General features: G+C 71.8%; 28 protein-coding genes. 20 read left to right on the top strand and 8 right to left on the bottom strand.

What is annotated here, in order from left to right:
* Positions 1-8: 8 nt before the first annotated feature.
* Genes ACZ7DE_RS08090 through ACZ7DE_RS08080 form a run of 3 tightly spaced genes read right to left on the bottom strand, consistent with a single transcriptional unit; the run spans position 9 to position 3,750 of the window.
* Positions 9-1,424, bottom strand: coding sequence for an exopolysaccharide biosynthesis polyprenyl glycosylphosphotransferase (locus ACZ7DE_RS08090; protein WP_470758877.1), 1,416 nt, complete (start codon positions 1,422-1,424; stop codon positions 9-11).
* Entirely contained in the window at positions 1,421-2,596 is a 1,176-nt protein-coding gene (locus tag ACZ7DE_RS08085) for a glycosyltransferase (protein WP_470758876.1), read from the bottom strand. The genes ACZ7DE_RS08090 and ACZ7DE_RS08085 overlap by 4 nt, the downstream gene beginning before the upstream one ends.
* A 53-nt stretch (positions 2,597-2,649) precedes the next feature.
* On the bottom strand, positions 2,650-3,750 hold the full coding sequence (locus tag ACZ7DE_RS08080) for a DUF3344 domain-containing protein (protein ID WP_470758875.1): 1,101 nt from the start codon (positions 3,748-3,750) through the stop codon (positions 2,650-2,652).
* A gap of 239 nt (positions 3,751-3,989) precedes the next feature.
* On the opposite strand from ACZ7DE_RS08080, the gene ACZ7DE_RS08075 reads away from it, so the two are divergent.
* The 8 genes from ACZ7DE_RS08075 to ACZ7DE_RS08040 all read left to right on the top strand — a co-directional run bounded on the left by ACZ7DE_RS08075 (position 3,990) and on the right by ACZ7DE_RS08040 (position 9,039).
* The gene (locus ACZ7DE_RS08075) at positions 3,990-4,229 is read left to right on the top strand and encodes a chaplin (protein WP_470758874.1); all 240 of its coding nucleotides are present in this window, start codon (positions 3,990-3,992) and stop codon (positions 4,227-4,229) included.
* 263 nt (positions 4,230-4,492) lie between these two features.
* Complete coding sequence (locus ACZ7DE_RS08070; RefSeq protein ID WP_470758873.1) at positions 4,493-5,125, top strand: hypothetical protein; 633 nt, start codon at positions 4,493-4,495, stop codon at positions 5,123-5,125.
* A gap of 153 nt (positions 5,126-5,278) precedes the next feature.
* Complete coding sequence (locus tag ACZ7DE_RS08065) at positions 5,279-5,566, top strand: hypothetical protein (RefSeq protein ID WP_470758872.1); 288 nt, start codon at positions 5,279-5,281, stop codon at positions 5,564-5,566.
* A 168-nt stretch (positions 5,567-5,734) separates the two neighbouring features.
* Positions 5,735-6,235, top strand: a complete 501-nt coding sequence (locus tag ACZ7DE_RS08060; RefSeq protein ID WP_470758871.1) for a DUF5949 family protein — start codon at positions 5,735-5,737, stop codon at positions 6,233-6,235.
* Positions 6,235-6,837, top strand: coding sequence for a vitamin K epoxide reductase family protein (locus tag ACZ7DE_RS08055; RefSeq protein WP_470758870.1), 603 nt, complete (start codon positions 6,235-6,237; stop codon positions 6,835-6,837). Before ACZ7DE_RS08060 ends, ACZ7DE_RS08055 begins: the two co-directional genes overlap by 1 nt.
* A 169-nt stretch (positions 6,838-7,006) precedes the next feature.
* Positions 7,007-7,528, top strand: a complete 522-nt coding sequence (locus tag ACZ7DE_RS08050; protein ID WP_470758869.1) for a hypothetical protein — start codon at positions 7,007-7,009, stop codon at positions 7,526-7,528.
* A gap of 178 nt (positions 7,529-7,706) precedes the next feature.
* Entirely contained in the window at positions 7,707-8,189 is a 483-nt protein-coding gene (locus ACZ7DE_RS08045; protein WP_470758868.1) for a tyrosinase family oxidase copper chaperone, read from the top strand.
* Entirely contained in the window at positions 8,173-9,039 is an 867-nt protein-coding gene (locus tag ACZ7DE_RS08040; protein WP_470758867.1) for a tyrosinase family protein, read from the top strand. The genes ACZ7DE_RS08045 and ACZ7DE_RS08040 overlap by 17 nt, the downstream gene beginning before the upstream one ends.
* Before the next feature lie 152 nt (positions 9,040-9,191).
* Here the strand turns inward: ACZ7DE_RS08040 and ACZ7DE_RS08035 are convergent, their stop codons facing one another.
* The 4 genes from ACZ7DE_RS08035 to ACZ7DE_RS08020 all read right to left on the bottom strand — a co-directional run bounded on the left by ACZ7DE_RS08035 (position 9,192) and on the right by ACZ7DE_RS08020 (position 12,870).
* Positions 9,192-9,524: a chaplin gene (locus ACZ7DE_RS08035; protein ID WP_470758866.1), complete on the bottom strand. Its 333-nt coding sequence runs from the start codon at positions 9,522-9,524 to the stop codon at positions 9,192-9,194.
* A gap of 141 nt (positions 9,525-9,665) precedes the next feature.
* Positions 9,666-9,944 (bottom strand): acyl carrier protein, encoded by a 279-nt coding sequence (locus ACZ7DE_RS08030; protein ID WP_470758865.1) that lies wholly within the window; start codon positions 9,942-9,944, stop codon positions 9,666-9,668.
* Complete coding sequence (locus ACZ7DE_RS08025; protein WP_470758864.1) at positions 9,941-11,035, bottom strand: HAD-IIIC family phosphatase; 1,095 nt, start codon at positions 11,033-11,035, stop codon at positions 9,941-9,943. Before ACZ7DE_RS08025 ends, ACZ7DE_RS08030 begins: the two co-directional genes overlap by 4 nt.
* Positions 11,032-12,870, bottom strand: coding sequence for a GNAT family N-acetyltransferase (locus ACZ7DE_RS08020; protein ID WP_470758863.1), 1,839 nt, complete (start codon positions 12,868-12,870; stop codon positions 11,032-11,034). Before ACZ7DE_RS08020 ends, ACZ7DE_RS08025 begins: the two co-directional genes overlap by 4 nt.
* A 478-nt stretch (positions 12,871-13,348) precedes the next feature.
* On the opposite strand from ACZ7DE_RS08020, the gene ACZ7DE_RS08015 reads away from it, so the two are divergent.
* On the top strand, positions 13,349-13,729 hold the full coding sequence (locus ACZ7DE_RS08015; RefSeq protein ID WP_069773010.1) for an S-adenosylmethionine decarboxylase family protein: 381 nt from the start codon (positions 13,349-13,351) through the stop codon (positions 13,727-13,729).
* Positions 13,730-13,779: 50 nt separating this feature from the next.
* A complete protein-coding gene (locus tag ACZ7DE_RS08010; RefSeq protein ID WP_470758862.1) occupies positions 13,780-14,604 on the top strand; it encodes a 4'-phosphopantetheinyl transferase family protein in 825 nt (274 codons plus the stop codon).
* A gap of 41 nt (positions 14,605-14,645) precedes the next feature.
* On the opposite strand, the gene ACZ7DE_RS08005 is transcribed toward ACZ7DE_RS08010, so the two are convergent.
* Positions 14,646-15,572, bottom strand: coding sequence for a ScbA/BarX family gamma-butyrolactone biosynthesis protein (locus ACZ7DE_RS08005; RefSeq protein WP_470758861.1), 927 nt, complete (start codon positions 15,570-15,572; stop codon positions 14,646-14,648).
* 278 nt (positions 15,573-15,850) lie between these two features.
* Between ACZ7DE_RS08005 and ACZ7DE_RS08000 the strand changes: the two genes are divergently transcribed.
* The 10 genes from ACZ7DE_RS08000 (at position 15,851) to metF (ending at position 25,308) form a co-directional block, all read left to right on the top strand.
* A complete protein-coding gene (locus ACZ7DE_RS08000; protein ID WP_470758860.1) occupies positions 15,851-17,098 on the top strand; it encodes a cytochrome P450 family protein in 1,248 nt (415 codons plus the stop codon).
* Position 17,099: 1 nt separating this feature from the next.
* The gene (locus ACZ7DE_RS07995) at positions 17,100-17,846 is read left to right on the top strand and encodes an HAD family phosphatase (protein WP_470758859.1); all 747 of its coding nucleotides are present in this window, start codon (positions 17,100-17,102) and stop codon (positions 17,844-17,846) included.
* Positions 17,836-18,606 (top strand): SDR family NAD(P)-dependent oxidoreductase, encoded by a 771-nt coding sequence (locus ACZ7DE_RS07990; RefSeq protein WP_470758858.1) that lies wholly within the window; start codon positions 17,836-17,838, stop codon positions 18,604-18,606. Before ACZ7DE_RS07995 ends, ACZ7DE_RS07990 begins: the two co-directional genes overlap by 11 nt.
* 96 nt (positions 18,607-18,702) lie before the next feature.
* Positions 18,703-19,368, top strand: a complete 666-nt coding sequence (locus ACZ7DE_RS07985; protein ID WP_470758857.1) for a ScbR family autoregulator-binding transcription factor — start codon at positions 18,703-18,705, stop codon at positions 19,366-19,368.
* 263 nt (positions 19,369-19,631) lie between these two features.
* Positions 19,632-20,351: a ScbR family autoregulator-binding transcription factor gene (locus ACZ7DE_RS07980; protein ID WP_470758856.1), complete on the top strand. Its 720-nt coding sequence runs from the start codon at positions 19,632-19,634 to the stop codon at positions 20,349-20,351.
* 242 nt (positions 20,352-20,593) lie between these two features.
* A complete protein-coding gene (locus ACZ7DE_RS07975; protein WP_470758855.1) occupies positions 20,594-21,424 on the top strand; it encodes an AfsR/SARP family transcriptional regulator in 831 nt (276 codons plus the stop codon).
* Positions 21,425-21,614: 190 nt separating this feature from the next.
* A complete protein-coding gene (locus tag ACZ7DE_RS07970) occupies positions 21,615-23,114 on the top strand; it encodes an FAD-dependent monooxygenase (RefSeq protein WP_470758854.1) in 1,500 nt (499 codons plus the stop codon).
* A 195-nt stretch (positions 23,115-23,309) separates the two neighbouring features.
* Positions 23,310-24,293, top strand: a complete 984-nt coding sequence (locus ACZ7DE_RS07965; RefSeq protein WP_470758853.1) for a carbohydrate kinase family protein — start codon at positions 23,310-23,312, stop codon at positions 24,291-24,293.
* A complete protein-coding gene (locus ACZ7DE_RS07960) occupies positions 24,290-24,454 on the top strand; it encodes a hypothetical protein (protein ID WP_470759003.1) in 165 nt (54 codons plus the stop codon). Before ACZ7DE_RS07965 ends, ACZ7DE_RS07960 begins: the two co-directional genes overlap by 4 nt.
* Entirely contained in the window at positions 24,451-25,308 is an 858-nt protein-coding gene (gene metF, locus ACZ7DE_RS07955) for a methylenetetrahydrofolate reductase [NAD(P)H] (RefSeq protein ID WP_470758852.1), read from the top strand. Before ACZ7DE_RS07960 ends, metF begins: the two co-directional genes overlap by 4 nt.
* Positions 25,309-25,591 lie beyond the last annotated feature (283 nt).

Here is a 25,591-nt window from a genome sequence, read left to right as displayed (position 1 = left end):
CGGCGGTTTCAGCTCCCGGTCGGTCGCACGAGGGCGGCCGCGGTGCGCAGCAGGATGCACACGTCCTGCCACAGCGACCAGTTGTCGATGTACGCGTTGTCGAAGCGGGCCCGGTCCTCGATCGAGGTGTCGCCGCGCAGTCCGTTCACCTGGGCGAGGCCGGTGATGCCGGTCTGCATGCGGTGGCGGGCCGCGTATCCGGGGTAGGCCTGGCTGAACTGGCCGACGAAGAAGGGGCGTTCGGGGCGCGGACCGACCAGGCTCATGTCTCCGCACAGGACGTTCCACAGCTGGAGCAGCTCGTCCAGCGAGGTCTGGCGCAGGAAGCGGCAGAACCGGCTCATCTCGCGTTCGCCGGCCACGCTCCAGCGGGTGGCGGCCTCGTGCTCGTCGACCGGGCGATGGGTGCGGAACTTCAGCAGGGTGAAGGGCCTGCCGTCCTTGCCGATGCGCTCCTGCCGGAAGACCACCCCCGGACCGTCGGTCAGCCGCAGCACCGCCGCGCACGTCAGCAGCAGCGGGCTCACCAGCAGCAGCAGGGTCCCGGAGACCGCGACGTCCAGCAGCCGCTTGCCGAGGCTGCCCCGGCGCCGGGCGCCCAGGTCGAGCAGCCGGCAGGAGAACCCGGCGAGCTGCTCGCGGCTCGCGTACGAGGGGGTGTCGGCGTCGACCTCCCACACCCTGCAGCCCGACTCGGCCAGCGCCCGCAGCAGCGGGCCCTGCACGCTGCGCACGGCCGGGTGGACGCACAGGACCTCCCGGACGCCGTTCTGGATGAGGGCCCGCTGCACCTCCTGACCGCTGGTCAGCACAGGGAGTCCGTCGGCGGCGTCGGGGCTCTCGGCCACGATCCCCACCGGCTGGACGCCGCACCGGGGATGGCGCAGAACCGCGGCGGCCACCCGCTGCGCGGTCGTGGCGGGGCCGATGACGAGGGCGGCGCGCGGGCGGCGCAACAGCGCCCGCCGCCGCAGCAGATGGACGACCGCGCGGCCGGCGCAGCAGGCCACGGCCTGCGCCGCACAGCCGAGGAGCAGGGTGCGGGCCGAGAGCGCGTGCGCCGGGTTCCACGCTGCGACGAGTGTGCCCAGCGCCAGCCAGACCACCAGGACGCGGCCGCAGACGGCGGGCACTTCGTCCAGCACTCCCGCCACCGGTCGGGAGGGCTGCGGGCGCAGCAGTATCGTCGCCGCCACCAGCAGGGCCACGAGTAAGGGGCGGTGCTGCGCCCCGGTCAGCGCCGGCGCGCCCGCGCACGCGGCGAGGCCGTCGGTGAGCAGCGGCGGCAGGGGCGACGCGGGCCGCGCCGGGGGCCGCCCGGTGGGGAACCGGAATCCGGCTGTGCTCTCCCGCCGCGGAATGACCGAGACGGGCGAGTATCCGGGCTGCGCGCCAGGAGAGGGGACGGTGCTTTCCGCAGTCACGAGTGGATGGACTCCCTGCACTCGGTGGGCGCGACGCGCGCCCCTTGGGTGGTCGTGAGCAGCTCGCGGTAGACGCCCGCGACCGCCTCGGCCGTGCGTCGCACGTCGTGCGTGGCCAGGACGTGTCGGCGGCCCTGGTGACCGAGCGACTCGCGCAGCAGCGGGTCGAGCAGCAGTGCCGCGACGGCGTCGGCCAGTGCCGCGGGGTCCTCGGCGGGCACCAGACAGCGGGACGCGAGCGCGGCCGGCAGGCTTTCCCGGGCGCCGTCCACGTCGGTCACCACCACGGGCCGCCCGCAGGCCAGCGCCTCCAGCGGGGCCAGCGCCATGCCCTCCCAGCGGGAGGGCAGCACGACCAGGTCGGCGGCCTGGTACCAGGGTGCGGCGTCGGCGACGGCACCGGCGAACAGCACCGACTCCGGTGCGCCGGAGCGGAGTTGCTCCGCGTCCGGTCCGTCGCCGACCAGCACCAGATGGGCGCCCGGCGTCCTGTGCGCGACGGCGTCCCACGCCCGCAGCAGCACGTCCTGCCCCTTCTGCCGGCACAGCCGCCCGACGCACACCACCAGCGGGGCGGCCGGGTGGAGCCGGGGCAGGAGAGCGGCCCGCACGGTGTCGACGGGCGCCGGGTGGAAGCGCTCGGGATCGATGCCGTTGGGGACGACGTTCCAGCGGCCGTCGATCCCGGCGCGCAGGCCGGTCGCGCGCTCCGCCTCGCTCACGCACAGCAGCCGGTCCGCCCAGCGCGCCCCCGACCGCTCCCACCTGAGAGCCAGGGCCGCGGTGACGCCGCCGACGGCCTCGAAGGACCAGGCGTGCGGCTGGAACACGGTCGGGATCCGCCCGCGCACCGCGAGCCGCCCGGCCAGTCCGGCCTTCGCGCTGTGCGCGTGGACCAGGTCGGGGCGTACGTCGTCGAGCACGCGTGCGAGCCGTCGCACCTCACGGGGGAGCGTGGGCCCCGGCGACCGGGTCGCCGACCAGTGCCGGACGTCCGCGCCCAGGGACCGCAGGTCCTCGGCGAACGGCCCGGGCGGGCAGGCCACGGCGACCTGTATCCCGGCCGCGACCTGGGCCCGTGCCAGGTCCGTCACGACCCGGGCGACCCCACCGTCCACGGGCTGGGTGAGGTGCAGGACCCGGGGGCTTACATCGGGTTCTGGCTGATGCATTGCGCGGTTTCCTCGCTCACGGTGGCGCTCGGGACGTGCGGGAACGCGCCTGACTACTTCTTCCGTGTGTCGACGGCGACGAAGAGCGCCCCGGCCCACGCCGCGTCCCGGTGGGCAACGAGCCGGACCGTCAGCTGGTCACCGCCGCGCCGCAATCCCCTGCGTAGATCGAACACGTCGGAGTCGTAGCCGAGGGTGTTGGCGTACGCCGGTACACGCGCCGCCGGAGCCGCCCCCGGCTCGCTGATCGTGGAGTTCAACACATCGTCGGATGGATTGACCGGATCCGTGAGCGCGGTGGCCGCGGCGCCACCGGTCGAGAACATGAGCGAATCACCCGAACGGCCGCGGTCGCCGTCGTAGGCGACGAGCCCGGCCAGGCCGCTCGCGCCCCTGCGGATGCCGAGCCCGCGCAGCCGGATCTCCTTGCCGACGGCGTCGAGGGTGTCGAAGCCGTCCCAGAGTGAAAGGTCGCGCAGCGGCTCGGCCGCGTTCTCGTACGCCACGACCAGCGTCCAGCCGCCCCAGGCCCCGGCCGCCGACCTGCCCATGGCCACGTTGATCTGCGCGACCGTGTACAGCCCCCGACCGCTGTCGCGCACCAGCTCGGTGACGTCCGCGGAGGCCTGGAAGGCGTCGGCGCCCTGGGCCGTCCGATGGCCGACGACCGTGTCGGCGAGCACCGCCTTGTACTGCCCGCCCGGCTCGGCGATCAGCACCCGCCCGTTGTCCCTGGGCGGCTTCTGCTCGCCGACGCGCAGGTTGCCGCCCCAGTACAGCCGCGCGTACGACACCCGCGCGCCCTGGGGGAGGCGGACCTCGGCGCGGGAGGAGTTGTAGGTGTTCGGGTCGCTGTCGACGTCGACGTAGAACATGTCGAAGTCGCCGTTCTGTGCCGCCTTGCCCTCGCGCACGGCCGGGCAGGCGGGCGCGGCCCCGGCCGTCGGGGCGGCGCGGCAGCTGATGGCGGTGTTGGCCGCGCGGACGATCCCGCCGTGCTGCGTGGCGTGGTAGCGCCGCGCGAAGGCGAGGCGTTCCGCCTCCGGGGACGGCGGGGCGTCGGCCGCCCGGGCGCCGCCCGCTGCCCACAGCGCGGTGAGTGCCAGGACGCCGGCCGTTGCGCGTTGCAGCAGTGGCCCCAGGGAAGTGCGCATGACCGGCGGTGCCCTTTCGTGCGATTTGCTGGCAATAGGCGTGCGTCGGATGAGGCGCCACTGTAGTCGCTGTCCTGATTAATCCACAGAAAGCGGACAAGTGTGTCGGAATGGTGAAGCTCGCCCTCTGGAGACATCACTCATTTGGCGGCACAACCCCGGTGAGCCCTGCGCGTTGACTTCAGCGCCGGGCATCCCCGCCCGGGTGTTTGTGTCAAAACCTCAAGGAGCATTTCTCCATGTCGCGTATCGCGAAGGGCCTGGTCCTGACCTCCGTTGCCGCCGCGGCCGTCGCCGGCGCCTCCGGCATCGCCGCCGCCGACAGCGGCGCGAACGGCATCGCCGAGCACTCCCCGGGCGTGCTGTCGGGCAACGTCGTCCAGGTTCCCGTTCACGTTCCGGTCAACGTGTGCGGCAACACGATCAACGTGATCGGCCTGCTGAACCCCGCGTTCGGCAACACCTGCATCAACGACTGACGTCACCTCCCAGAGGTCACGACACGTCATTCGCCGAACGGCCGCTCTCCCGCCAGGGGGGTGGCCGTTCGCGTTTTCGAAGGCGTTGCCCCGAACGGGGGTACCCGGCCCGACGCGCTCGACGGGCGTCGACGGGCCGTCCATCAGCGCTGATGCGAGCCCGGTGACCTGCGCGGAGTCACAGTAAGCGCTCGATAGGTTGCGGTGTGCGACGGACGTTTGCACGGTGGGCCCGAGACCCGACGCAATCGAAAGGATTTCCCATGCGTGGTCTGCCCGTACGGCGTATCGCTTCCACCGCACTGTGCGCCTCCCTCGTCCTCGGCTTCGCCGCACCCGCCGCCATGGCGGCCGACGGAGCCGCAGCCCGTGAGCGCACCGCGGCGGCCGTCGGCGCGCCCGTTTCCGGCGCCGCCGCGCTCCTCGCCCAGGGCAAGGGCCTCGGTGATCTCGGCATCGTCCTCGCCCCGGTCACCGACGCCCTCGACACCGTCGTCAAGTCCGACAACGGCCGCCTCACCCCCGACCAGGCGACCCGGCTCGGCGACACCGTCAGGACAGCCGTCGCCAGGATCACGGCCGAGACCCCGGTAGCCCCGGCGCTCCCCGCCGCATCCGCCGCCCAGGTCCGTGACGAAGGCAAGGCGAAGGCGGCCGCCGCCGACCCCCTCTCCGACGCGCTCGCCGCCGTGCAGAAGACCGTCGACGACCTGCTCTCGGCCGTGACCTCCCTGGACGTCGGCCAGGTCGTCTCGACGGTCACCGGCGTGCTGGACGGCCTGCTCGACCTGCTCTCCTCGACGCTGGACGGACTCGGTCCGACCCTGCCGGACCTGCCCGCCCTGCCGGCCGAGGCGCCGGCGGCGCCCGCGCTGCCGCCCCCTCCCGTCGGCTGACGGCCGCTTCCGCGTCTCCGCACCCCGGCACGTGCGCCGGGGTGCGGAGATTTTCCGCGTACAGGGTTTCCGCGCCCGGCAGGGATCGTTAGGCACGGCGTCAGAATTTCCCCTGGTGACTTGAGTTGCCGAGTCGCCGAAGAAAGGAATCCGATGAAGTCCCTGAAGGCTGCCGCTGCCGTCGCCGGATCCGTGGTCCTCGCCGGCATCGCCGCGCCCGCGTTCGCCACCCCCGCCGACCTCACGCCCACCAGCCTCAACGGCGCCGTGGACACCCTCGCCAGAGGCCCCGTGAACCTGGAGGACGCGATGCCGCTGCAGCACCAGTCGGACGCGCTCGACACCGAGAACAAGGACTCCGTGCTCAGCGCCGTCAAGGGCGCGACGGGCGCACTCAACACCCACAACCCGCTCCTCGGCGGACTCCCGCTGCAGGGCTGAGACGCCCCCGCCGTCAGGGCCGGTCCCGTCACCGACGGGGCCGGCCCTGACGCTGTTCGAGGCGGGTCGAGCGGCGCGTCCCTCGTTCGTGTGGAGCAGCGGACCGACGTCCCCCGGTCGGGTGAGAACACGTCGGGCGGCCCGCCGACGCGCCGATATGGTCGCGCGGTGACCTCAACCCCAAGCGCAACCCGCCCTTTCCGCGTGGCCGACCTGGGCACCCTCGTCGTGATGCCGTGGAGCGGCGAGGCCCCCGACGGCCATGACATGCCCTACCTCCTGGCCTACTCCCTCGGTGACACCGAGGAGGGGCCCGAGGGGACGGCCCTCGCCATCGGGCGGTTCCTCTCCGACAACGGCATGTCCGTCGGCGGGGACGTCGTCGACGGCACCGAGCGGCCGAGTCTGCCGTTCAGCCTGCTCGTCGAGTCCGGCGCTGCCGTCCTGAACATGCCGAGCCTCAACGCCCAGTGCCTGCCGCCGCGGGAGTGGCTCGCGGCCGTCGAGGAGCGCGGCTACGCCTACCTCGTCTTCACCGCCCGCGCCTGGCCGGAGGCCATGCCCGGCCAGGCCGTCACGCCCGAGGCGCTGGCCGCGTTCGCGGGCGCCGAGGAGACCCTCACGGCGGCGGCGCACATCGTCCTGCCCGCCCGTCGCCTGCGCGGCTGATGCCGCAGCCGCGCCCGCAGCCGGGGGCCGTGGGCGGCGGCCGCGCGTACGCCCTGCTGCTGGTCCTCGCCGGTGCGGCCGGGCTGCTGGCCTCCTGGGTCATCACCCTCGACAAGTTCAAGCTGCTGGAGGACCCCGGCTTCACCCCCGGGTGCAGCCTGAACCCCGTGGTCTCCTGCGGCAGCGTCATGCGGAGCGACCAGGCCTCGGCGTTCGGGTTCCCCAACCCGATGCTGGGCCTGGTGGCCTACGGGATCGTCGTGTGCGTCGGGGCGAGCCTGCTGGCCCGGGCCGCCTTCCCCCGCTGGTACTGGCTGACGTTCACCGCCGGCTGCCTCTTCGGCCTCGGGTTCGTGTCCTGGCTGCAGTTCGAGTCGCTGTACCGGATCAACGCGCTGTGCCTGTGGTGCTGTCTGGCGTGGGTCGCCACGATCCTCCTGTTCTGGTACGTCCTTTCGTTCGACGTACGCCACGGCTTTCTGCCCGCCCCGGCGGGCGTGCGGAGTTTCCTCGCCGAATTCACCTGGGTGCTGCCGCTGTCGCACATCGGGGTGATCGGCATTCTGATTCTGACCCGATGGTGGGATTTCTGGACGAGCTGACCATGTGTCCGTCGTACCGACGTCAGTCGTCCTCATATGCCCGTCGCGCCGATGTGTCCGTAGCACTATTGCGACACTCGGGGGAATTGTGAACTGATGCCGTTTTCCGGCTCGTTACCCGGTACGGACGCAACGCCCCCGAACTCCACCGAAAGGGCCCGTACCCGAGATGAAGTCGACCACCCGAGGAACCCTCGCCGCAGTGATCACCTGTGTGGCGGCCGCGGCCGGAGCCGCCGCTTCCGTGACCCCGGCAGCCGCGATCGGCACGGTCCCCGTCCCCGTTCCGCTGGACGGCGTCGAGAAGTCCCTCAACGTGGAACTGCCCACCGTCGGCGGCGAGATCCCGCTGCCGACGCCGGGTGCGCCCGAGGGCCCGCGGTTCGTCGAGGGCCGCCTCCTCCCCGAGCGCGCCGTCCCGCAGCTGCCCGTCGCCGCCGGGCTGCCCGGTCTCGGACTGCGGGCGCCCCTGCCGGAGATCCTCGGGAACGAGTTCAACCACGTCGGCCTCGACGCCCCCGCCTCCGACCTGCGCACGCTCGGCCCGGGCCTGACCCTGGACGCCCCGCTCACCGCGCCCAACCCCGACCACTTCGGCCTGCCGGACCTGAAGCTGCCCGAGGCGGGCGTGATCACGCCCGTGCTGCAGGCGGTGCCCGGCGCCGACCTCGACCTGAGCAAGGGGCTCTAGGGCGGCGGACCCGACGCCACGACCACGGGCCCGGACACCGTCGTCCGGGCCCGTCGCCATGCCCGGCGCCCGGATCGGCGCGGGCCGTTCGGGTCCCAGGCGGTGACCAGCGGGCCCACTCGGCGTTTACCCCACCGAAGAACCGAACCGGACCACCTCTCCCGACGAGGAGCACACCATGGTCGTCAGCGTCGACGGAATCCCCGTGAACGCAGTCGCGGTGGACGCGGCCAGATCCGGCCCGGCACGCCGCACACGGCGCAGGGACCTGCTGCGCGCACTGCTCGGCGGAGCCGCCGCCCTGGCGATCGTCCCCGTCGTCGCCGCCTCCCGGCCCCTGCGCCCGGGGGACGGCGACCTCGGGGACTCCTTCGACGAGACCTACCGGGGCCGGCACATCCAAGGGGTCCTCACCTCGCCGGGACGCGCCGCCGAGGCCGACGCCGAGTGGGAGGTCACGGTCGACGGCCGCCCCCTGCACCTGATGCGCCGCGCCGACGGCACCTGGCTGAGCATGGTCGACCACTACCGCTCGTACGCCACCCCGCTGGAGGCGGCCCGAGCCGCCGTCGACGGTCTCGGCCCGGGGGAGGGGCTGCGGGAGGACGGTCCGGCACACCACCACACGCTCATGGGGGGACACCATGGCCTACATCCGTAAGGACGTCAGCACGCTCACCGGCGCCGAGCGTCGGCGCTTCGTGAACGCGCTGCTGGAGATCAAGAGGAGGGGCGAATACGACGAGTTCGTCCGCGTGCACATCGACCACTACGTCTCCGACGGCGACGGCGGCCTGCGCGCCGCCCACATGGCGCCCTCCTTCCTGCCCTGGCACCGCAGGTTCCTGCTGGACCTGGAGGGTGCGCTGCGCCGGGTCGACTCCTCGGTGACGGTGCCGTACTGGGACTGGACGCGCGACCGCACCGCCACCGCCGCGCCCTGGACCAAGGACCTGCTCGGCGGCAACGGACGCCGCTCCGACCACCAGGTGACGACCGGGCCGTTCGCGTACGCCACGGGCAACTGGACCATCAGGGAGAACGTGACCGACGGCGAGTTCCTCACCCGGGACCTCGGCCGCGCCGCCGCTCCGATCGACCTGCCGGCCGGGAGCGACGTGGAATGGGCGCTGAAGGACCCCGTCTACGACGTCTCGCCCTGGGACTCGACCGTCGTCCAGGGCTTCCGCAACAAACTGGAGGGCTGGGGGACCGGCTCGGGCAGCGCGGCCTGGCGCACCCACAACCGGGTGCACCGGTGGGTCGGCGGGGTCATGCTCGGCGGCGCCTCCGTCAACGACCCCGTCTTCTGGCTGCACCACGCCTTCATCGACCTGCTGTGGACACGCTGGCAGAGGCGTCACCGCGAACACCGCTACCTGCCGGCCCGGCCGCCGGGGCCGGGCAGCCGCCAGTACCGCAGGGTCGTCGCCCGCCACGAGAAGCTGCCCCCGTGGGACGTGACCCCGGACCAGATGGAGGACGCGTCCCGGATCTACCGGTACGCCTGACCCGGCGCGGGACGCCCGACCCGGCCCGGTACGCATCAGCCGGCCGGGTACGCCCGACCGCGCAGGCCGCCCACAACAGGGGCACGCAGGCCGCCCACAACAGGGGAGAGCCCCGGCGCTCGAGGTGCCGGGGCTCTCCTGGGAAACGCCGATCAGTCGCCGTAGCCGTTGTGGTCGCCGTGGTCGCCGTGGTCGCCGTGACCCTGGTGGTCGCCGTGCTTGTCGCCGCCGTCCTTGCCGTGGTCGCTGACGTTGGCGCAGGTGTTGCCGAACGCGGGGTTCAGCAGGCCGACGACGTTGACGGTGTTGCCGCAGACGTTGACCGGGATGTGGATCGGAACCTGGACGACGTTGCCCGACAGGACGCCCGGCGAGCCGATGGCCGCGCCCTGCGCACCCGCGTCCGCCATGGCCAGGCCGGCCCCGCTGACCACCACGGCGCCGGTGCCGAGGGCGACAGCGGCCGCCTTCGCGATGCGAGACATCACGTTCTCCTTAAGTGATTCGGTTCGCACGACGGCAGGGGGCGCCGTCGCACTCCCCGTTCAACGCCGCCGCCCTGACCGGGTCACGGCACGGCCGTACGGATCACCCTTTTTGAACAGGGCACGCGTACAGACGGGTGGCTATGCGCGCTGGAGGTGTGTCGTGACGAAGTCGGCCAGGGTGGCGATGGACTGCAGACTGTCCAGACTCAGGTCCAGCGCGGCCACGTCCACGCCGAAGCGCTGGTCGACGGCGCCCAGCAGAGTCACCCCGGCCAGTGAGGTGAGCCCGATCCGCGGACCGAACAGGTCGGTGTCGGCGGGGAGTTCCGCCATGTAGGCGTCGTCCAGGCGGGCGGCCTCGGCGATCATCGAACGAAGTTCGCGTTCCACCGCGACCCGGTCTCGGGTGTCCGTCACGCCTCGGCGTCCTCTCGTTCGGCCACATGCAGCCATGCGGGCGGTTCGGGCAGGTCGCCGTGCAGGCTCCTGCCCAAAACCGCGGAATCGGCGGTGACGCCGGCGCCGCCTCCGGCGGCGGAGTCGTCCGTACGGCGCAGTCCCGCCTGGCGGAGCAGGATGCGCATCTCCAGGTTGGCGTCCGTGGGACGCAGCGTCACCCGGAACTGCTCGGCCCCCGACGCGCGCGCCCGCCGCATCAGCCGGAACAGGAAGGCCGCCGCCGCGCCCCGGCCGGCGACCCGGCAGGACAGGGCGAGCAGCGGGACGGACCACACGCCGGGGGCGCTGCGGTCGACCAGGGCGGCGCCGATGACGCCGTACTCGCCGAAACGGTCCGTCATGCGGGCCGTGTACAGCTCGTGCCCCTCCGACGCGGCCAGCTCGCGCAGCCGCCCGGGGGTGAGACCGGAGGAGTTCAGACGGTGGGTGCGGGCGGCGAGCTCCAGCGCGCGGGGGACCTCGCCGGGCGTGGCCGCGCCGACGGTGAGGCGCATCTCGCACCAGCGCAGGAACTCCTCACGCGAACCCCGGAAACGCTCGCCCTCGGCCCGGCGGGTCTCCTCGGTGCGGTAGCGGCGCACGCGCTCACGTGACTCGGGGGTGACCTCCCGGCCCTCGAACGCGGCCAGCAACGCGGGCACGTCCTCGGGGGCGAGGGTGCGCACGCCCGGCAGGAGTGCCTCGACCTCGGCGCGCTCGTAGGGGGAGTCGTCGACCAGGAGCAGGGCGTCCACCGCTATGCCGAGGTCCTTCGCGATGATCCGCAGCGACTCGCTCTTGTCCTGCCAGGACACCTGCGGGGCCAGGAACCGCTCACGCAACGCCGGCACGGTCTCCAGCCGGTCGAGCACCGAGGGCGCGCTGCGGCTCGCGATGCTGCTGAGCACGCCGAGGGCCGCCAGCGCGTCGATCGCGGCGAGCGTCCCGGCGCGGGGCGTGGGCAGCGCGTCGGTGGCCGACTCGACGGCGACCTCGTCCCACAGGGTGCCGTCGAGGTCCCAGACGACGCACTTGACCCGGTCCGGGTCGAAGCTGTCCGTGACGCTCATCGTGCGCCGTCCTCCTTCGGCAGGAACAGCTTCATCGACAGGCTCGTCGGATCGAAGCCGAACTTGCGGTAGACCGTGCGCATCGGGACATTGCCCACGTGCACCCGGCCGACGACCTCGGTGATGCCGTTCGCCAGACAGAACTCCAGGCCCGCCGTCAGCAGGAGTTCGGCGACGTCGCTGCGGTTGTCCACCGGGGAGGCCGCCAGGGAGCGGAAGTTGGCGTAGCGGTCGCCGGTCATCGCGTTCTGGTTGATGCTCACCCAGCACCAGCCGACCGGTTCCTCACCCGGCCGGTGGGCGACGATCATGCCCTCCTTCGACTTCTCCATGGCACGGCCGAGACGGGACTCCCAGCGGGCCGGGTCGTCGATGGCGTCCTCACCGAACGACACCCGGGCGATCTCGGCCTCGAACCGCCCGATGGCCGGCAGATCGCGCTCGTCGGCCTGCCGGGTGACGTACGGCCGCGCCCGCTCGGCGAGCGCGGCGCGGTCGGCGTCGGTCGGGGGACGCCAGCCGTACGCGCGTCCGGCGGGGGCGGCGGGGACGGTGGCGGGCGCTACGGCGGCGGCGGGGGCGGTGGTGGCGGCCGCGACCGCGGTCACGGGTGACTGGGCGGGGGATTCCGGAGCCGTGGTCGTGACCGGGGCCGCGGCTTGTCCTGCCGGGGCCGGGGCCGGGGCTTCCTCCACCGCCACCAGGCGGCCCGGGCGGAAGGGGCCCTTGCCGCATTCGGGGCAGCCGTCCTCGCGCAGGGCGGCGACCGACGTCCAGCGGGCGCCGGGGCCGACCCGCACCCGGGCGTCGCACGCCACGCACGTGTACTCGCGCTGACGGGTCCGCTTGTCGCCCGTGTAGAGGGGGCCGCTGAATTCGCCCTGCTGGGACGGGGCGGTCGAGCTGGTGGTGAGGAGGTGCTGGAAGAAGCCGACCCCGCCGAGGATGCCGCTGCCCTCGTACTCGTTGAAATTGCGGATGTAGCCGTTGGTGACCAGGCCGAGCGCCATGATCTCCCGCTGCACCTCCAGCATCTCGTCCGGGCTCTTGCCGCCGAAGGAGAAGAAGACGCTGTGCGCGGGACCGGGCCGCAGGCCCTCCACGGCACGGGAGAGGAAGAGCCGGGCGCCTTCCGGGGTGTACGGCGGGTCGGTCATGGCCACGTCGTGCCGGCCGTGGAGCTCGGCGGGCAGCGGAGCACGCAGATCGTGCTGGACCGTCTCGACGCGTGTGCCGAGGCCGGTCGACATCTTCTGGATGTGGTCGAGGATCTCCGGGGAGATGTCCACGACGGTGATCCGCTCCACGATGGGGCCGCCGAGGACGTCTCCCACCACGGCGACGGCGAGGGAGACGAGGTCGTCGTCGCCGATCAGCAGCAGCGAGCCGCCCGGCAGCGCGCCCGCCGTGAGCAGCGCGAGCACCCGGCGCACCTTGGTCTCGGCCGTGCAGTGCGACTGGTCGATCGCCATGTCCGCGGCGGGGCCCGACTCCATGAGCGCGCGCAGCCGTGGCACGGCCTCGGCCAGCACGTCGGGGATGACCAGCTCGCGTCCGTCGCAGGTGCGGCAGGTGGCGTCGAGGACGAGATCCATCCCCAGCCGGGCGACCAGGTCCGCCCCGGCCTCGGTCAGCCGGGACGGACGCGCCTCGGTGACCAGGCCCCGGCGGCGCAGCTCGTTGCCCAGGGCCGCCACGATCGGGACGGGCAGACCGGTCGCGCGGCTGAGTTCCTTCGTGGAGGCGGGGGCCAGCCGGCGCAGGGCGCGCAGGACGGACCGCACTCCGGGCGGACCCTCCTGGAGCCGGACGGCGTCCGCGACTTCCGTGAGCACGGAATCGGCGGTGGTACTCCGAGGATGCCGACGCGCGTTCGTCACAATGCTGCTCCAGGCAAGCTGATTGGTGGATTCCGGGGCTATCGAGTATACGGGCTGGTGGGGAGCCGTCCGGCCCCGCTCCGACGGCGGGGAAACGAGGGAGGGGCCGCGGGGATAAAGAGAGAGGCGCGGCGGGGAAAGGAGAGAGGGTCGGCGGGGAATTCGAGTAGGTGAAAAGGGAAACCGAGTATTTCGAGCCGAGGCTCTCCCCGTTCTTCTCCATCCTGTTTTCCAGGGAGGATCGGGCGGGGGATCGGGCGGGGCTTTCCGGAAGGGCTCGGGCTGGTTTTCCGCTGAATCCGTCCGGTACCCCCCGGCCCCCTTGCCCCTCTGTGCGCGCGAGCCCCGGGGCGTCCCGGATGCTACCCTGGGCACCACCGAGCGCCTATATGAAAGGAGACGGGGGCAGCGGTTCGTCACCCCCGGTTTCCCCATGACCAACTCCGCCAGCCTCGCCACCGAGGGTATAAACGTCGACGATCTCTGCTCTTATGCCGTCGACGTGTGGGTGAGCGACCACAGCATCCTGACCGACGAGGAGCGCCTCCTCCAGGTGCTGCGCACGGCCGCCGAAAAGGGAAACGCCACGGTACTCGGTGAGGCGTCGCACGTTTTCCCGAACGGTGCCGTCACCGCGATTCTTCTTCTTTCCGCCTCGCATCTGAGCATTCACACCTGGCCCGAATTCAGCCTGGCCAACGTGGATCTGCTCGCCTATGGCCGCCTCAACGGCGAGCGGATGATGCAGAGCGTGGAACTCGGCCTTTCGCCGACGCGCATCAACGTGACGCGCATGCTGCGCGCCGTGCACTGATCGGCCTTTCGCCTCCGCCGTCCGGACGAGGCCCCGCGCCGGGACACCCCGTGCAGGTGTGGTGGGCCCGTCTGGACGACGCCCGCGCGGCTCTCCTGGGACTTCTCGACCCCGTGGAGCGCCGCCGGTACGAGACGACCGTCGACCAGGCGGCGCGGGAGCGGTTCCTGGTCGGCTGCGCCCTGAGCCGGCTGGTCCTGGGCGAAGCGCTCGGCCTGCCCCCGGCGGACGTCCCGCTGCGACGCGTGTGTCCGCGTTGCGGCGGCCCGCACGGCAAGGTCCGGCTGGCCGTGCCGTCGGACGAGCCGTCGAACATGCCGCCCGACACGCCCCGGGAGGGGCCGGCCGAGGAGCCGCCGGCCGGTCGGCCGCCGTACGACTTCTCCGTCACCCACAGCGGCGCGCTGATCGGCGTCGCCCTCTGCGCACACGGACAGGTCGGCCTCGACGTCGAGGAGGCCGACGTCCGTCTGGACGTCGACTCCGCCGCCCGCGTCGCACTCGCCGACTCCGAACTCGCCGCGCTGTACGGCCGTCCGCCCGCCGAACGGAAGTCCGCCTTCCTGCGCACCTGGACGCGCAAGGAGGCCGTGCTGAAGGCGCTCGGCGTGGGCCTGGGGGCCCCGCTGCGCGACCTCGAGCTGTCCGGCCCCGAACAACCCCCGGCGGTGCTCGCCTGGCCCGGACGGCTCAACGCTCGGCCCGACACGCGTCTCACGGACCTGCTCGTGGACGGCGTGCATCCCGCGGCGGTCGCGGTGGTCGGTGTCCCGGGGAGTGTGGGCGCCACGGAGGCGATGGGCGGGATGCGAGTCGTCCCGCGGAACGGCTCGGCGGTTCTCGCCGAGTACGTACGGACAGCGACCCTCCCATGAACGCCGCAGTCGTGCGGGTCCGGCCGACGGGAGGCGTCCCTTCACCCGGTCACAGCCACCCGGGGGCCGCTGACCACGGAGGAGAAGACCTCGTGGTTCTCCTGACGGCCGGTCACCCGGACCGCGGCGACAGAGCTGCCCCGGGTGGGCAGCGGCGTGGCCTCGATCCAGCAGGGTGAGTCCAGTTCGGCGTAGCGGTAGAACGTGGTGGAGATCGCTGACGGGCGCATCGGGGGGACGGCGCGGTGACGGGTCGCCGCCTGCCGGGCCGCCTCCAGCAGCACCATCCCGGGCAGATGGTCGCCGGCGTGGTCGAACAGCACGGGATGGCCCGGATCCGGGGTGAGCAGCCACCTGTTCGGCCGGGTGGTGGAGGAGAGGACCACGTCGCTCGGCCTGAGCCGACCCCCCGGCGGCGGCACGGCGACGCTCGACCGGTCCGCTCCCGGGCCGCGCAGCCTGCGGTACACGGCCGGCGCGACGCAGGTGAACTGCCCGCCGCCGGTGGCGATGACCGCGCCGTCGCGGCGCAGCGTCAGATCCATGCGGAACCCGCCGGTCGTGCGGCCTCGGCGGGTGATCTCCCCGCAGACGGCGGTCAGCGTTATGTCCGTGGGCGTCAGACCGACGGACAGCCGGTGAAGTCGGGCGGCGAACGCCAGATCGCGCATGACGAAATGGTGACCGAGCGGTACGCCCAGCTCGGTGTGCGCCAGGAAGAGACCGGTCTGCCGGAAGGTTTCCGCGACCAGCAGCGGATCGTGCTCCCTGCCGTCCGCACTCTGGAAGAAGGTGTGTGCGCGCGGCCATTGGCCGGTGAGTTCGAAGTGCGTCCCGTCCTGCTTGGTGCAGGCGGTGAGAAAGACCTCGGCCAGACTCGCTCTGTGGACGTACTCGCGGGGAACGGTCGACGTCAACCGTGGCAGTTGCGCGGCGGGCGCATCGATGGGGGGCTGAACCAAGGTCATCGACATCTCCACTGATCGAGTGAAGGACGGGTAGCTGGTGCCGGGCCCCTAAGATACGTACCTACCGGTTTTCTTCTCAACTGCCGCCTGGGTAAAAGTCGTTTCAAACCATGCGGATGGCGATATTCCGTAAATGAGGGTCATTGTGCGCCTTTTCCTGGCTGTGTCGTGTCAGTAGGTTGGGCGGACCGGCCGCTCGGTCCCCGAGCGGCCGAAGCGGCCCACGACATTGCGAGCTGCCCATGGCGAAAAGAACCGACCGTGCGGTAACGAAACCAGTGACGCTGGACCCGACCGGGCGAGACGTCCAGGCGGAGGCGGCGCTGCTACGGGACCGCGGCCCGGTCACCCGCGTGCTGCTGCCCGGCGGGGTGGCGGCCTGGGCCGTCACCCGGCACGCCACGGTCAAGCAGTTGACGGTCGATCCCCGGGTGTCGAAGGATGCCTACCGGCACTGGCCCGCCTGGATCGACGGCGAGGTCGACGACTCCTGGCCCCTGGCCATGTGGGTGTCGGTGCGCAACATGCTCACGGCCTACGGAGACGAGCACGCCCGGCTGCGCAAGCTCATCGCCCGGGCGTTCACGGCTCGGCGCACCGGCCAACTCCAGCCCCGGATCGCCGACATCACCGAGACTCTGCTCGACGGGTTGTCCCGCCTGCCCGCGGACCGACCCGTCGATGTGCGACGGGAGTTCGCCGTCCCGCTGCCCATACAGGTGATCTCCGAACTGCTCGGCCTGCCCGAGGCCGTCCGGGAGGACCTCCACCGCGTGGTCGACGTCCTGTTCACCACGAGCACCACCTCGGAACAGGCCCAGTCCAACCAGGCCGAGCTGTACGCCCTGTTGAGCGATCTCGTGGCCCACAAACGCGCCCGCCCCGCCTCCGACATGACCAGCGACCTCATCGCCGTGCGCGACGACGAGGGAGCCGGGCTCTCCGAGAAGGAACTCGTCGACACGCTGTTGCTCGTCATCGGCGCCGGCCACGAGACGACCGTCGGCCTGCTGGACCACGCGATCACCGTGCTGCTGGCCGAACCCGGGCAACTGCGCCTGGTCCGGGACGGCGGCGTCGACTGGGAAGCGGTCGTGAACGAGACGCTGCGCTCCCAAGGTCCGATCGCCAACGTCCCGTTGCGCTTCGCCGTCGAGGACATCGACGTCGACGGGGTGAGGATCGGCAAAGGAGAACCGATCCTCCTCTCCCTGGCCGCGGCGGGACGCGACCCCGACCGGTACGGGCCCCACGCCGACCGCTTCGACCCCACCCGGGCCGCCTCCCACGACCACCTCGCCTTCGGGCACGGCGTCCACCACTGTCTCGGCCGACCGCTGGCGATGGCGGAGGCGACGACCGCCCTGCCCGCCCTCTTCGAGCGTTTCCCCGAGATGGCCCTTGCCGTTCCGCGGGAGCGCCTGCGCCCGCTCGAATCGTTCATATCCACCGGTCACCGCGAGCTTCCGGTGCTCCTCGGGCCATCCCGCGCGGTCCGGTCGCGATCCGACCGAGAGAGGGGCTGACGTGCCCGTCCCCTTGCAGCACCTGCGACTCGCCGCCGTCAACATCGACGGAGTCCTGCTCAACGACACGTTCAGCCCCGTCATCCGGGAGATGGTGATCGCCCACGGGGGCGCGTACACGTCCGAGGTCGAGTACGCCCTCCTCTCCCAGCCGCAGATCGCCGCGGCCACCGTGTTCGCCGAGGCGACCGGGGCGAGCGTGCCTCCCCGCGAACTGGTCGCCGAGTACCTCGCACGGCGGGACGAGTACGTGACCCGGCACCCGGTGCGGGTGCGCGAGGGGGCCGAGGAGCTGTTGCGGTCGCTGCGCGACCTGGGCTTGCTGGTCGTGTGCTACGGAGGTCTCGACAGGTCCCACTTCGACGGCTGTCTCGGCGCGTTCGCCTCCCTCTTCGACGGCCCCGGCTACATCTGCACGGACGGCTTCCGCCCAGGCGTCCACGAGATCACCCGCGACGTCTTCGGCCTCGGATACGACCGGGCCGTCTTCGTCGACGACGTGGCCCGTGTCGCCGAGACCGCCCGATCGCTCGGCGTGCCGTTCATCGGGCACCCCAGCGCCGAATCGGCTCACCAGCGCCGCCTGATGGCGGCGGCCGGGGTGCGGCACGTCGTCGACGCGCTGAGCGACATCGACGAGAGTCTGCTGCGGACCGTCGACCGCGAGGCGGCGACCGGGACGGCGTGGAGTCGCGGGCCGGACGGCGACGACCGTCCCGCGACGGAGGGGGTGGACGATGGCCGGTGACCGGGCGCCGCTGGGCGAGAAGATCGTGCTCATCACGGGCGCCGGCAGCGGCATCGGCGAGGCGGCGGCCCACGTCTTCACCCGGCAGGGGGCCACCGTGGTCCTCGCCGGACGCCGGGCGGAACGACTGCGCCGGCTCGCCGAGCGACTGCGGGAGAAGGGGGCGTCGGTGAGCTGGGTCGCCGCCGACGTCGTGGACCCGGCCGACGTCCGGGCCATGGTCCAGTTCGCGCTTTCCGAGTACGGCCGCCTGGACGCCGCCTTCAACAACGCGGGGGTCGGCGTGGAGAAGAGACCCCTGCACCTGACCGACGACGCCGACTACCGACACGTCATGGACGTCAACGTGACCGGGGTGTGGAACTGTCTGCGGCACGAGATCGCGGCGATGCTGCCGAACGGGAGCGGTTCCATCGTCAACACCAGCAGCGTGGGCGGGCTCGTAGCCACATCGGTGGCCGCGCCCTACATCGCCTCCAAGCACGCGGTCATCGGATTGACCAAAGCGGCGGCGGTCGAATACGCGGAACACGGCATCCGCGTCAACGCGCTGGCTCCGGGGCTGACCCGCTCCGAGATGGTCGACCAGTGGTTCACCGTGCACCCGGAAGCCGAGCAGGCAGCCCTTCGGTCCGCTCCGCAACGGCGAGCCGCCGATCCCGACGAGGTGGCCGAAGCGGCCGCCTGGCTCTGCAGCGACCGGGCCTCCTTCGTCACCGGTGCCACCCTCACCGTTGACGGGGGGCGAACCGCCTGGTGAGCCCGGCCCTCCTGGTGATCCGGACGTCTCCTCAACGGGAGCCGGCTGCATTAAAATACGTGCTATTCGGTTTGATATCGGCGGGAAGGCTCCCCGGTGGCTCAGCAGGAACGTGCTGTACGTACCCGCCGTGCCGTGTTGGAGGCCGCCGCGGCGGTCTTCGCCGAACGCGGCTACGCGGCAGCCACGATCGTCGAGATCCACAATCGCGCCAAGGTGACCAAGGGCGCGCTGTACTTCCACTTCGACTCGAAGGCGGCGCTCGCCCAGGGTGTGCTCGAGGCCCAGATAAGCGATGAGTACCGGCTGCCCCGCGAACTCAAGCTGCAGGAGTGGGTGGACGCGGGCATGACCCTCGCGGCACGTCTGCCGCGGGAGCCGATGCTCCTCGCCGGAGTTCGGCTCTCCTCGGATCTCCAGGGCCGCGACATCTTCGGCAGCGCGTGGCCGGCCTGGACGGAACTCACCGCCGGTTACCTCTCCGAGGCCAAGGCGCGGGGCGAGGTGCTTCCCCATGTGGTGCCGGAGCGGACCGCGGAGGTCTTCCTCGGCGCGTGGATCGGCGTGCAGTTCGTCTCGCAGGCCAGGTCCGGGTGGGCCGATCTGGAGCTGCGCATGTCCGAACTCTTCGACCACGTCCTGCCGTCCATCGCGACACCGGCCGTGCTCGTGCGGCTCGACACCTCGCCGGACCTGGGGGGCCGGGTCCTGGCGGAGGTGCACGCGGCGTCGGCGGAGGCGGGCGCCGACGCGGACGTCTGACCCGAGGAACGCGAGTCCTCACCCGGTTCGATCCCGGTTCGATCCCGGCTGGGCGCGGCCGTCCGACCGTTCCACGCGCGCACACGTCACCAGCGACTCCGGACCGGCTCTCGAGCTGTTCCCGGTCAACTCATGATCCGGATGCGGCCGAGCATTAAAAACCGTCTATACGGTTTGCTAACTTGGTCGGGCAGGTGCCGTAGAGGAGGCGGGGCGAGGCGGTCGGCCGCGGCCGCGGGCGTTCCGGAGCCGGGGAGGCGTGGATGGCGAGGCAGGGCCGTGCGATTCGAACCCGTGAGGCGTTGGAGCAGTCCGCAGCCGAGATATTCGCCAGGGAGGGCTTCGCGCGAGCGTCGCTTCCCCTGATCAGCCAGGTCGCCGGGGTGAGCAGGGGGGCTCTCCACTTCCACTTCGGCAGCAAGGACGACCTGGCCAGAGCGATCGAGGAGGAGGCCGGAGCGCGCGTGGAACGCGTCCTGGAGCGCATTCAGGGGAACGGCGGGCAGGCAGCGTTACAGCTGGTGGTCGACGCCACGCACGGGCTCATGGAGGGCGTGGAGAACGATGCTGTCGTACGTGCCGGCTTCCGGCTGGACGCGGACGTCGCTCGGGAGAGCAGCGTCGATCTGTGGGGGCGCTGGCAGGCCTGGGTGCGGGCGATGCTGGTGAAGGCCGAGGAGTCGGGGGAGTTGGCGGCCGGGGTGTCCGGGCCCGCCGTCGGTGCGGTCGTTCTGGCCGTGATGGTCGGTTTCGAGACGCTGGCGATGAGGGACGAGGCGTGGGTTTCCCGCGAACGGCTCGACCGTTTCTGGGGTCTGATGCTTCCTCTGTTCGCGGCACATCCGTACCGGACCCGGGCGGCGTCGCGGGCCGGGTCCGGTACGGCCGGGACTTCTGGCGTGGCCGGGGGGCCGGGGACGTTCGGGGCGTCGGAGTTCTATGGGGTGCCGGAACACATGGACGAGAAGAAACCGTCCATCTAGTTTCTTAACGGTGAGGTAAATCAAGCTTTGCCGTTTCATTGCTCGCACTTCCAATGATCCATTGAGGAAATTTCGTCCGCCTTTCACCTTGTTTGTGGAGGTGACATCGCGGGTCGGGCTCGTCGAACGGGGTGTCTCCTGCCTTCGTTGACAAACCGTCTGGATTGTTTTTCGATGACGTGGTCACTGGGATCCGTTGTTCGAACGGGACCGCGCAGCCGACAGCGACAGGGGGACAAGGCGTGCACATCCAGGTACTGGGCACATTGGCCGTATCGGTGAACGGGATGACCGTGACTCCGACCGCACCCAAGGCACGGCAGGTACTCGCTCTGCTGGCCGTACGGGCGGACCAGGTGGTTCAGGTGGACGCGCTGGCCGAGGAGCTGTGGGACACGGACCCGCCGCGTAGCGCACGGACCACCATCCAGACGTACGTTCTCCACCTGCGGGAGCTGATCACCACGGCGCTCGAGAGCTCGCCCGAGGGGGAGGGGCGCACTGCCAAGGACGTCCTGATGACCCTTCCGGGGGGCTACCTCCTCCGAAGCGGTGACGGCACCAGTGACGTCCACGAGTTCGAACGGCTGTCGGGCCTGGGCTACCGGGCCATGGACGCCGGCGACTTCTCGCAGGCGGCACGGTATCTGTGCGAGGCGCTCGCCCTGTGGAGCGGCCCCGCCCTCGTCGACATCCAGGCCGGCAAACAGCTGGAGACGGAGACCCGGCGGCTGGAGGAGACCCGGCTGTGCGCCTTGGACCGGCGCATAGAGGCCGAACTGAGGCTGGGGCAGCACAGGTCGCTGCTCGCCGAACTGACGGTGCTGGTCAGGCGGTATCCCACCCATGAGACGCTGTGCGGCCAGTACATGCTGGCCCTGTACCGGTCGGGCCGGCGAGGGGAGGCCCTCGACGCCTACCAGCGCCTGCGCAACACCCTGGTGCGCAGCATGGGACTGGAGCCCTCGGCCTGGCTGCGCAAGCTTCAGCGCTCCATACTCATGACCGGCGGGGACGGCGGCCGGTCGGCCAGGGACGAACACGGCGACGTTCGGCTCAGCACGGTGGGCTGACGCCGGCGACCCGTCCTGCCTGCCCAGCCCCGCCCGTGGCTCCACGTGCCTGCCCGTGCCGGTTCCGGGTCCCGTCAGGCCCTGCCCCGGGTGTTCCGCCGGTCGCTTTTCCGGTCCTTCAGAGGAACATGAGACGCCGGCCTCAGGCTTGCCGCCGGCGTCTCACCGCGGGATTCCGGAGGGAGTGCACGTGGCGGCTACGGAGGTACTGATCGTCGGGGCCGGCCCCAGCGGACTGGTCCTCGCCTGTGACCTGGCCCGACGGGGCATCCGCTTCGACATCGTCGAACGTGCGGACGGAGCGCTGCCCGGCTCGCGCGGCACCGGCGTGCAGCCGCGCACCCAGGAGGTCTTCGAGGACCTCGGCGTACTGGACGCCGTACGAGCCGCGGGCGGCCCCTGCCAGCCGATGCTGTCCTGGGACGGAGAGACCCCGCTGGGCACCTGGGACCTCGTCGAACGACGCGCGCCGGACCCGCACGTCCCCTACGGGGAAGTCCTGATGCTGCCGCAGTGGAGGACGGTCGAACTGCTCACCGACCGGCTGCTCGCACTGGGCGGCCGGGTCCGGTACGGCACCGAACTCACGGAGCTGGTCCAGGACCCGGACGGCGTCAGCGTCCGGCTGCGGCACGGCGACGGTTCGCGACGCACCATGCGGGCGGCCTACGTCGTCGCGGCGGACGGTGGACGCAGCGCCACCCGCAAAGCGGTCGGCGTGGCCCTGACGGGAGACGACGTCGACCCGGGTCCGGCGCTCGTCGCGGACGTCGCGGTCGAGGGGCTCGACCGCGACCACTGGCACATGTGGCCCCACGCCGAGGGCGGGGTATTCCTGTTGCGCCCCCTCGAAGGGACGGATCTCTACCAACTGGTGGCCCGCTTCGACACCATGGAGGAGGCGCCCGACGCCGACCCCGAGGCCGTCCGGCGTCTGATCGCCCGCCGTACGCGGCAGCCGCGCCTGCGGCTGCGCGAGGTGGCATGGGCCTCCGTTCACCAGGCCCGCGCGGCTCTGGCCGACCGCTTCCGGGCCGGCCGGGTCTTCCTCGCGGGCGACGCCGCCCACGTCCACACGGCCGCGGGCGGCCAGGGCATGAACACCAGTGTCCAGGACGCCTACAACCTCGGCTGGAAGCTGGAGCGGGTGCTGCGCCACGGTGGGGACGACGCTCTCCTGGACACCTACGAGGAGGAGCGCCGGCCGGTCGCCGCGGACGTACTCGGGATCAGCACCCGCATCCATCGCTCCTACCGAGGGCGTCAGGAAGGCCAGGACGTCCGGCGCAGCGGAGATCTGCAACAGCTGGAACTCGGTTACCGCGGTGGACCGCTCTCCCGTGAACTGCGCTCCGGCGTCGCCGAGGACGCCCTCCAGGCCGGCGACAGGGCTCCCGACGCCCCCTGCGCGGATCGTTCGGGCGCGCCGACGCGCCTTTTCGAGGCGTTCAGGGGCCCGCACTTCACTCTGCTCTCCTTCGGTACGGCCCCACTTCCAGCCCCTTTCGCGGACAGAGCGGCGGTCCGTGCCCTGCGCGTCGGTCACCCGGGGGAGGATGCGGACCTCGTCGACGTCGACGGCCACGCCCACCGGGCGTACGCGGCGCACGGGCTGTTCCTCGTTCGCCCGGACGGATACGTGGGCCTCGCCGCCACCGACCCGGCGAGCGTGCGCGACTACCTGCAGTGACAGAGGCTTTCCAGGAAGTCCTCAGTGGCAGAGGACAACGTGGGGCCCGATGCGGGACACGATGCGCTCGTGACGGCCGGCCTCGGCAGGCCGACGGGCGTCGTCCGCCCCGCATGCCGCCGTCCGCGGCCGCTCGCAGTGATCCGCCCGTCGTCCGCCGTCATTGTGCGGCTCAGGGTTCGAGGAGAGACCGTGATGCGTATCGCCGTCACAGGATCGATCGCAACTGACCATCTGATGACCTTCCCCGGCCGTTTCTCGGAGCAGTTGCTCACGGACAGGCTGGAGCATGTCTCGCTGTCCTTCCTGGCCGACCGGCTCGACGTCCGGCGCGGGGGAGTGGGCGCCAACATAGCCTTCGGACTCGGCAGGCTCGGGCTGCGCCCCGTGCTCGTCGGCGCCGCGGGTCTCGACTTCCCGGAGTACGACGCTCTGCTGCGAGCGGCCGGCGTCGACACCGCCTGGGTCCGTGTCAGCGACACCCTGCACACCGCCCGTTTCGTGTGCACCACGGACAACGACCAGAACCAGATCGCCACGTTCTACGCGGGCGCGATGGCCGAGGCCAGGATGATCAGTCTCGCCGAGGTGGGACGCGGCTGCGGGGGCCTGGACCTGGTGCTCGTCGGCGCCGACGACCCCCGGGCCATGCTGCGTCACACGAGGATCGCCCACGATCTCGACGTCGCGGTGGCGGCCGATCCTTCCCAGCAACTCGCCCGTCTCGACGGCCGGCAGACCAGAACCCTGATCGAGGGAGCCCGCTGGCTCTTCACCAACGAGTACGAGGCGGCCCTGCTGCAGGAACGCACCGGCTGGAGCGCCCCGGAGGTGCTGCGCAGGGTCGGCGTGTGGGTGATCACCCGGGGAGCGGAGGGCGTGACGATCGCCTCCGCCCACACGACGAGCGTGACCGTGCCGGCTGTGCCGGCCGAGACGGGCGGTGAGCCCACCGGCGCCGGCGACGCCTTCCGCGCGGGATTCCTTGCCGGGATCGCCCGGGAACTGACCTGCGAGAGCGCGGCCCGCCTCGGCTGCGCGCTGGCGACCCTGGCACTGGAGTCGGTGGGCACGCAGGAGTACAAGCTCGTGGGAGCCGAGCTGGTGAGCCGGATCGACCGGGCCTACGGACGTGCGGCCGCCCGATCGGTCGAGCCCCTGCTGGCGGGTGTGTCGTGAAAGGGGACCGGGCGTGGCGCACCCGGGCGTTGCGAGAGGCCCTGGCCGCCCCTGTGGTGGCGGCCGACGGAGCCATGGGCACGACGCTCCAGGCCCAGGAGCCGACCCTCGAGGACTTCGAGAACCTCGACCGCTTCGACACGGGAGGCGGGCGGGCATGACGACGTTCTCGTTCGAGTTCTTTCCACCCCGTACCGACGACGGCGAGCGGACCCTTTGGGAGTCGATCCGCCGGGTGGAGGCGCTGCGCCCCGACTTCGTCTCGGTCACCTACGGCGCGGGGGGCTCCTCCCGTGATCGGACCGTCGCCGTCACGCGCCGCATCGCCGCCGAGACCACCCTGCGTCCGGTCGCCCACCTGACGGCGGTCGGCCACTCCGTCGCCGAACTGCGCCACATCATCGGGCAGTACGCCGACGCCGGGGTGCGGGACGTGCTGGCGTTGCGGGGCGACCCACCCGGCGACCCGAAGGGGCCGTGGACTCCGCACCCGCACGGCTTCACCCATGCCTGGCAGCTCGTCGAACTCGTCCGCTCGCTCGGCGGGTTCACCATCGGGGTCGCGGCCTTCCCGGAGGCGCACCCCCGATCGCCGGACTGGGAGTCGGACGTCCGCCACTTCGTGGCCAAGTGCAAGGCGGGCGCCGACTACGCCATCACCCAGATGTTCTTCCGGGTCGAGGACTACCTGCGGCTGCGCGACAGGGTGGCGGCGGCCGGCTGCGACATCCCGATCGTCCCGGAGATCATGCCCGCCACCGACTACCGGCAGATCCGCCGCTTCGCCGGGCTGTCCAACGCGGCCTTCCCCGAAAACCTCGCCCGGCGACTGCACGCCGCGCGCCACGACCCGGCCGCCGGCCACCGCATCGGCGTGGAGCACGCCGCCGCCATGGCGGAACGGCTGCTCGCCGAAGGCGCCCCAGGACTGCACTACATCACCCTGAACCGTTCGTCCGCGGCACTCGACATCCACCGCACGATCCGGACCCCAAGGAGCCTCAGTGTCCGCTGACTCCACCGACGTCAAGGTCGCCGACCTCTCCCCGGCCGGCTTCGGCCACAAGGACCACTACCGCTACTGACCCTGTCAAGGAGGACATCGTGTACGACGAGGAGACTGACGAGACCTCCCCACGAGCCGCCACGGCACCCCTGATCCATCTCGCGGGCACGGACGAGGACATGGAGGAGGAGGCGCACATCGTCCGGGGCATCGACTGAGGCGCGTGACCGGGTGTGGGCCCCCTGCCCCGCCCGCCTCACCCGGGTCTCTGGACGACCGATCGACGCCCGCT

This window comes from Streptomyces sp. NPDC037083, from assembly GCF_055606485.1.
Note: the sequence above shows the minus strand (reverse complement) of the source record. Positions and strands in the feature narration are given on the sequence as shown.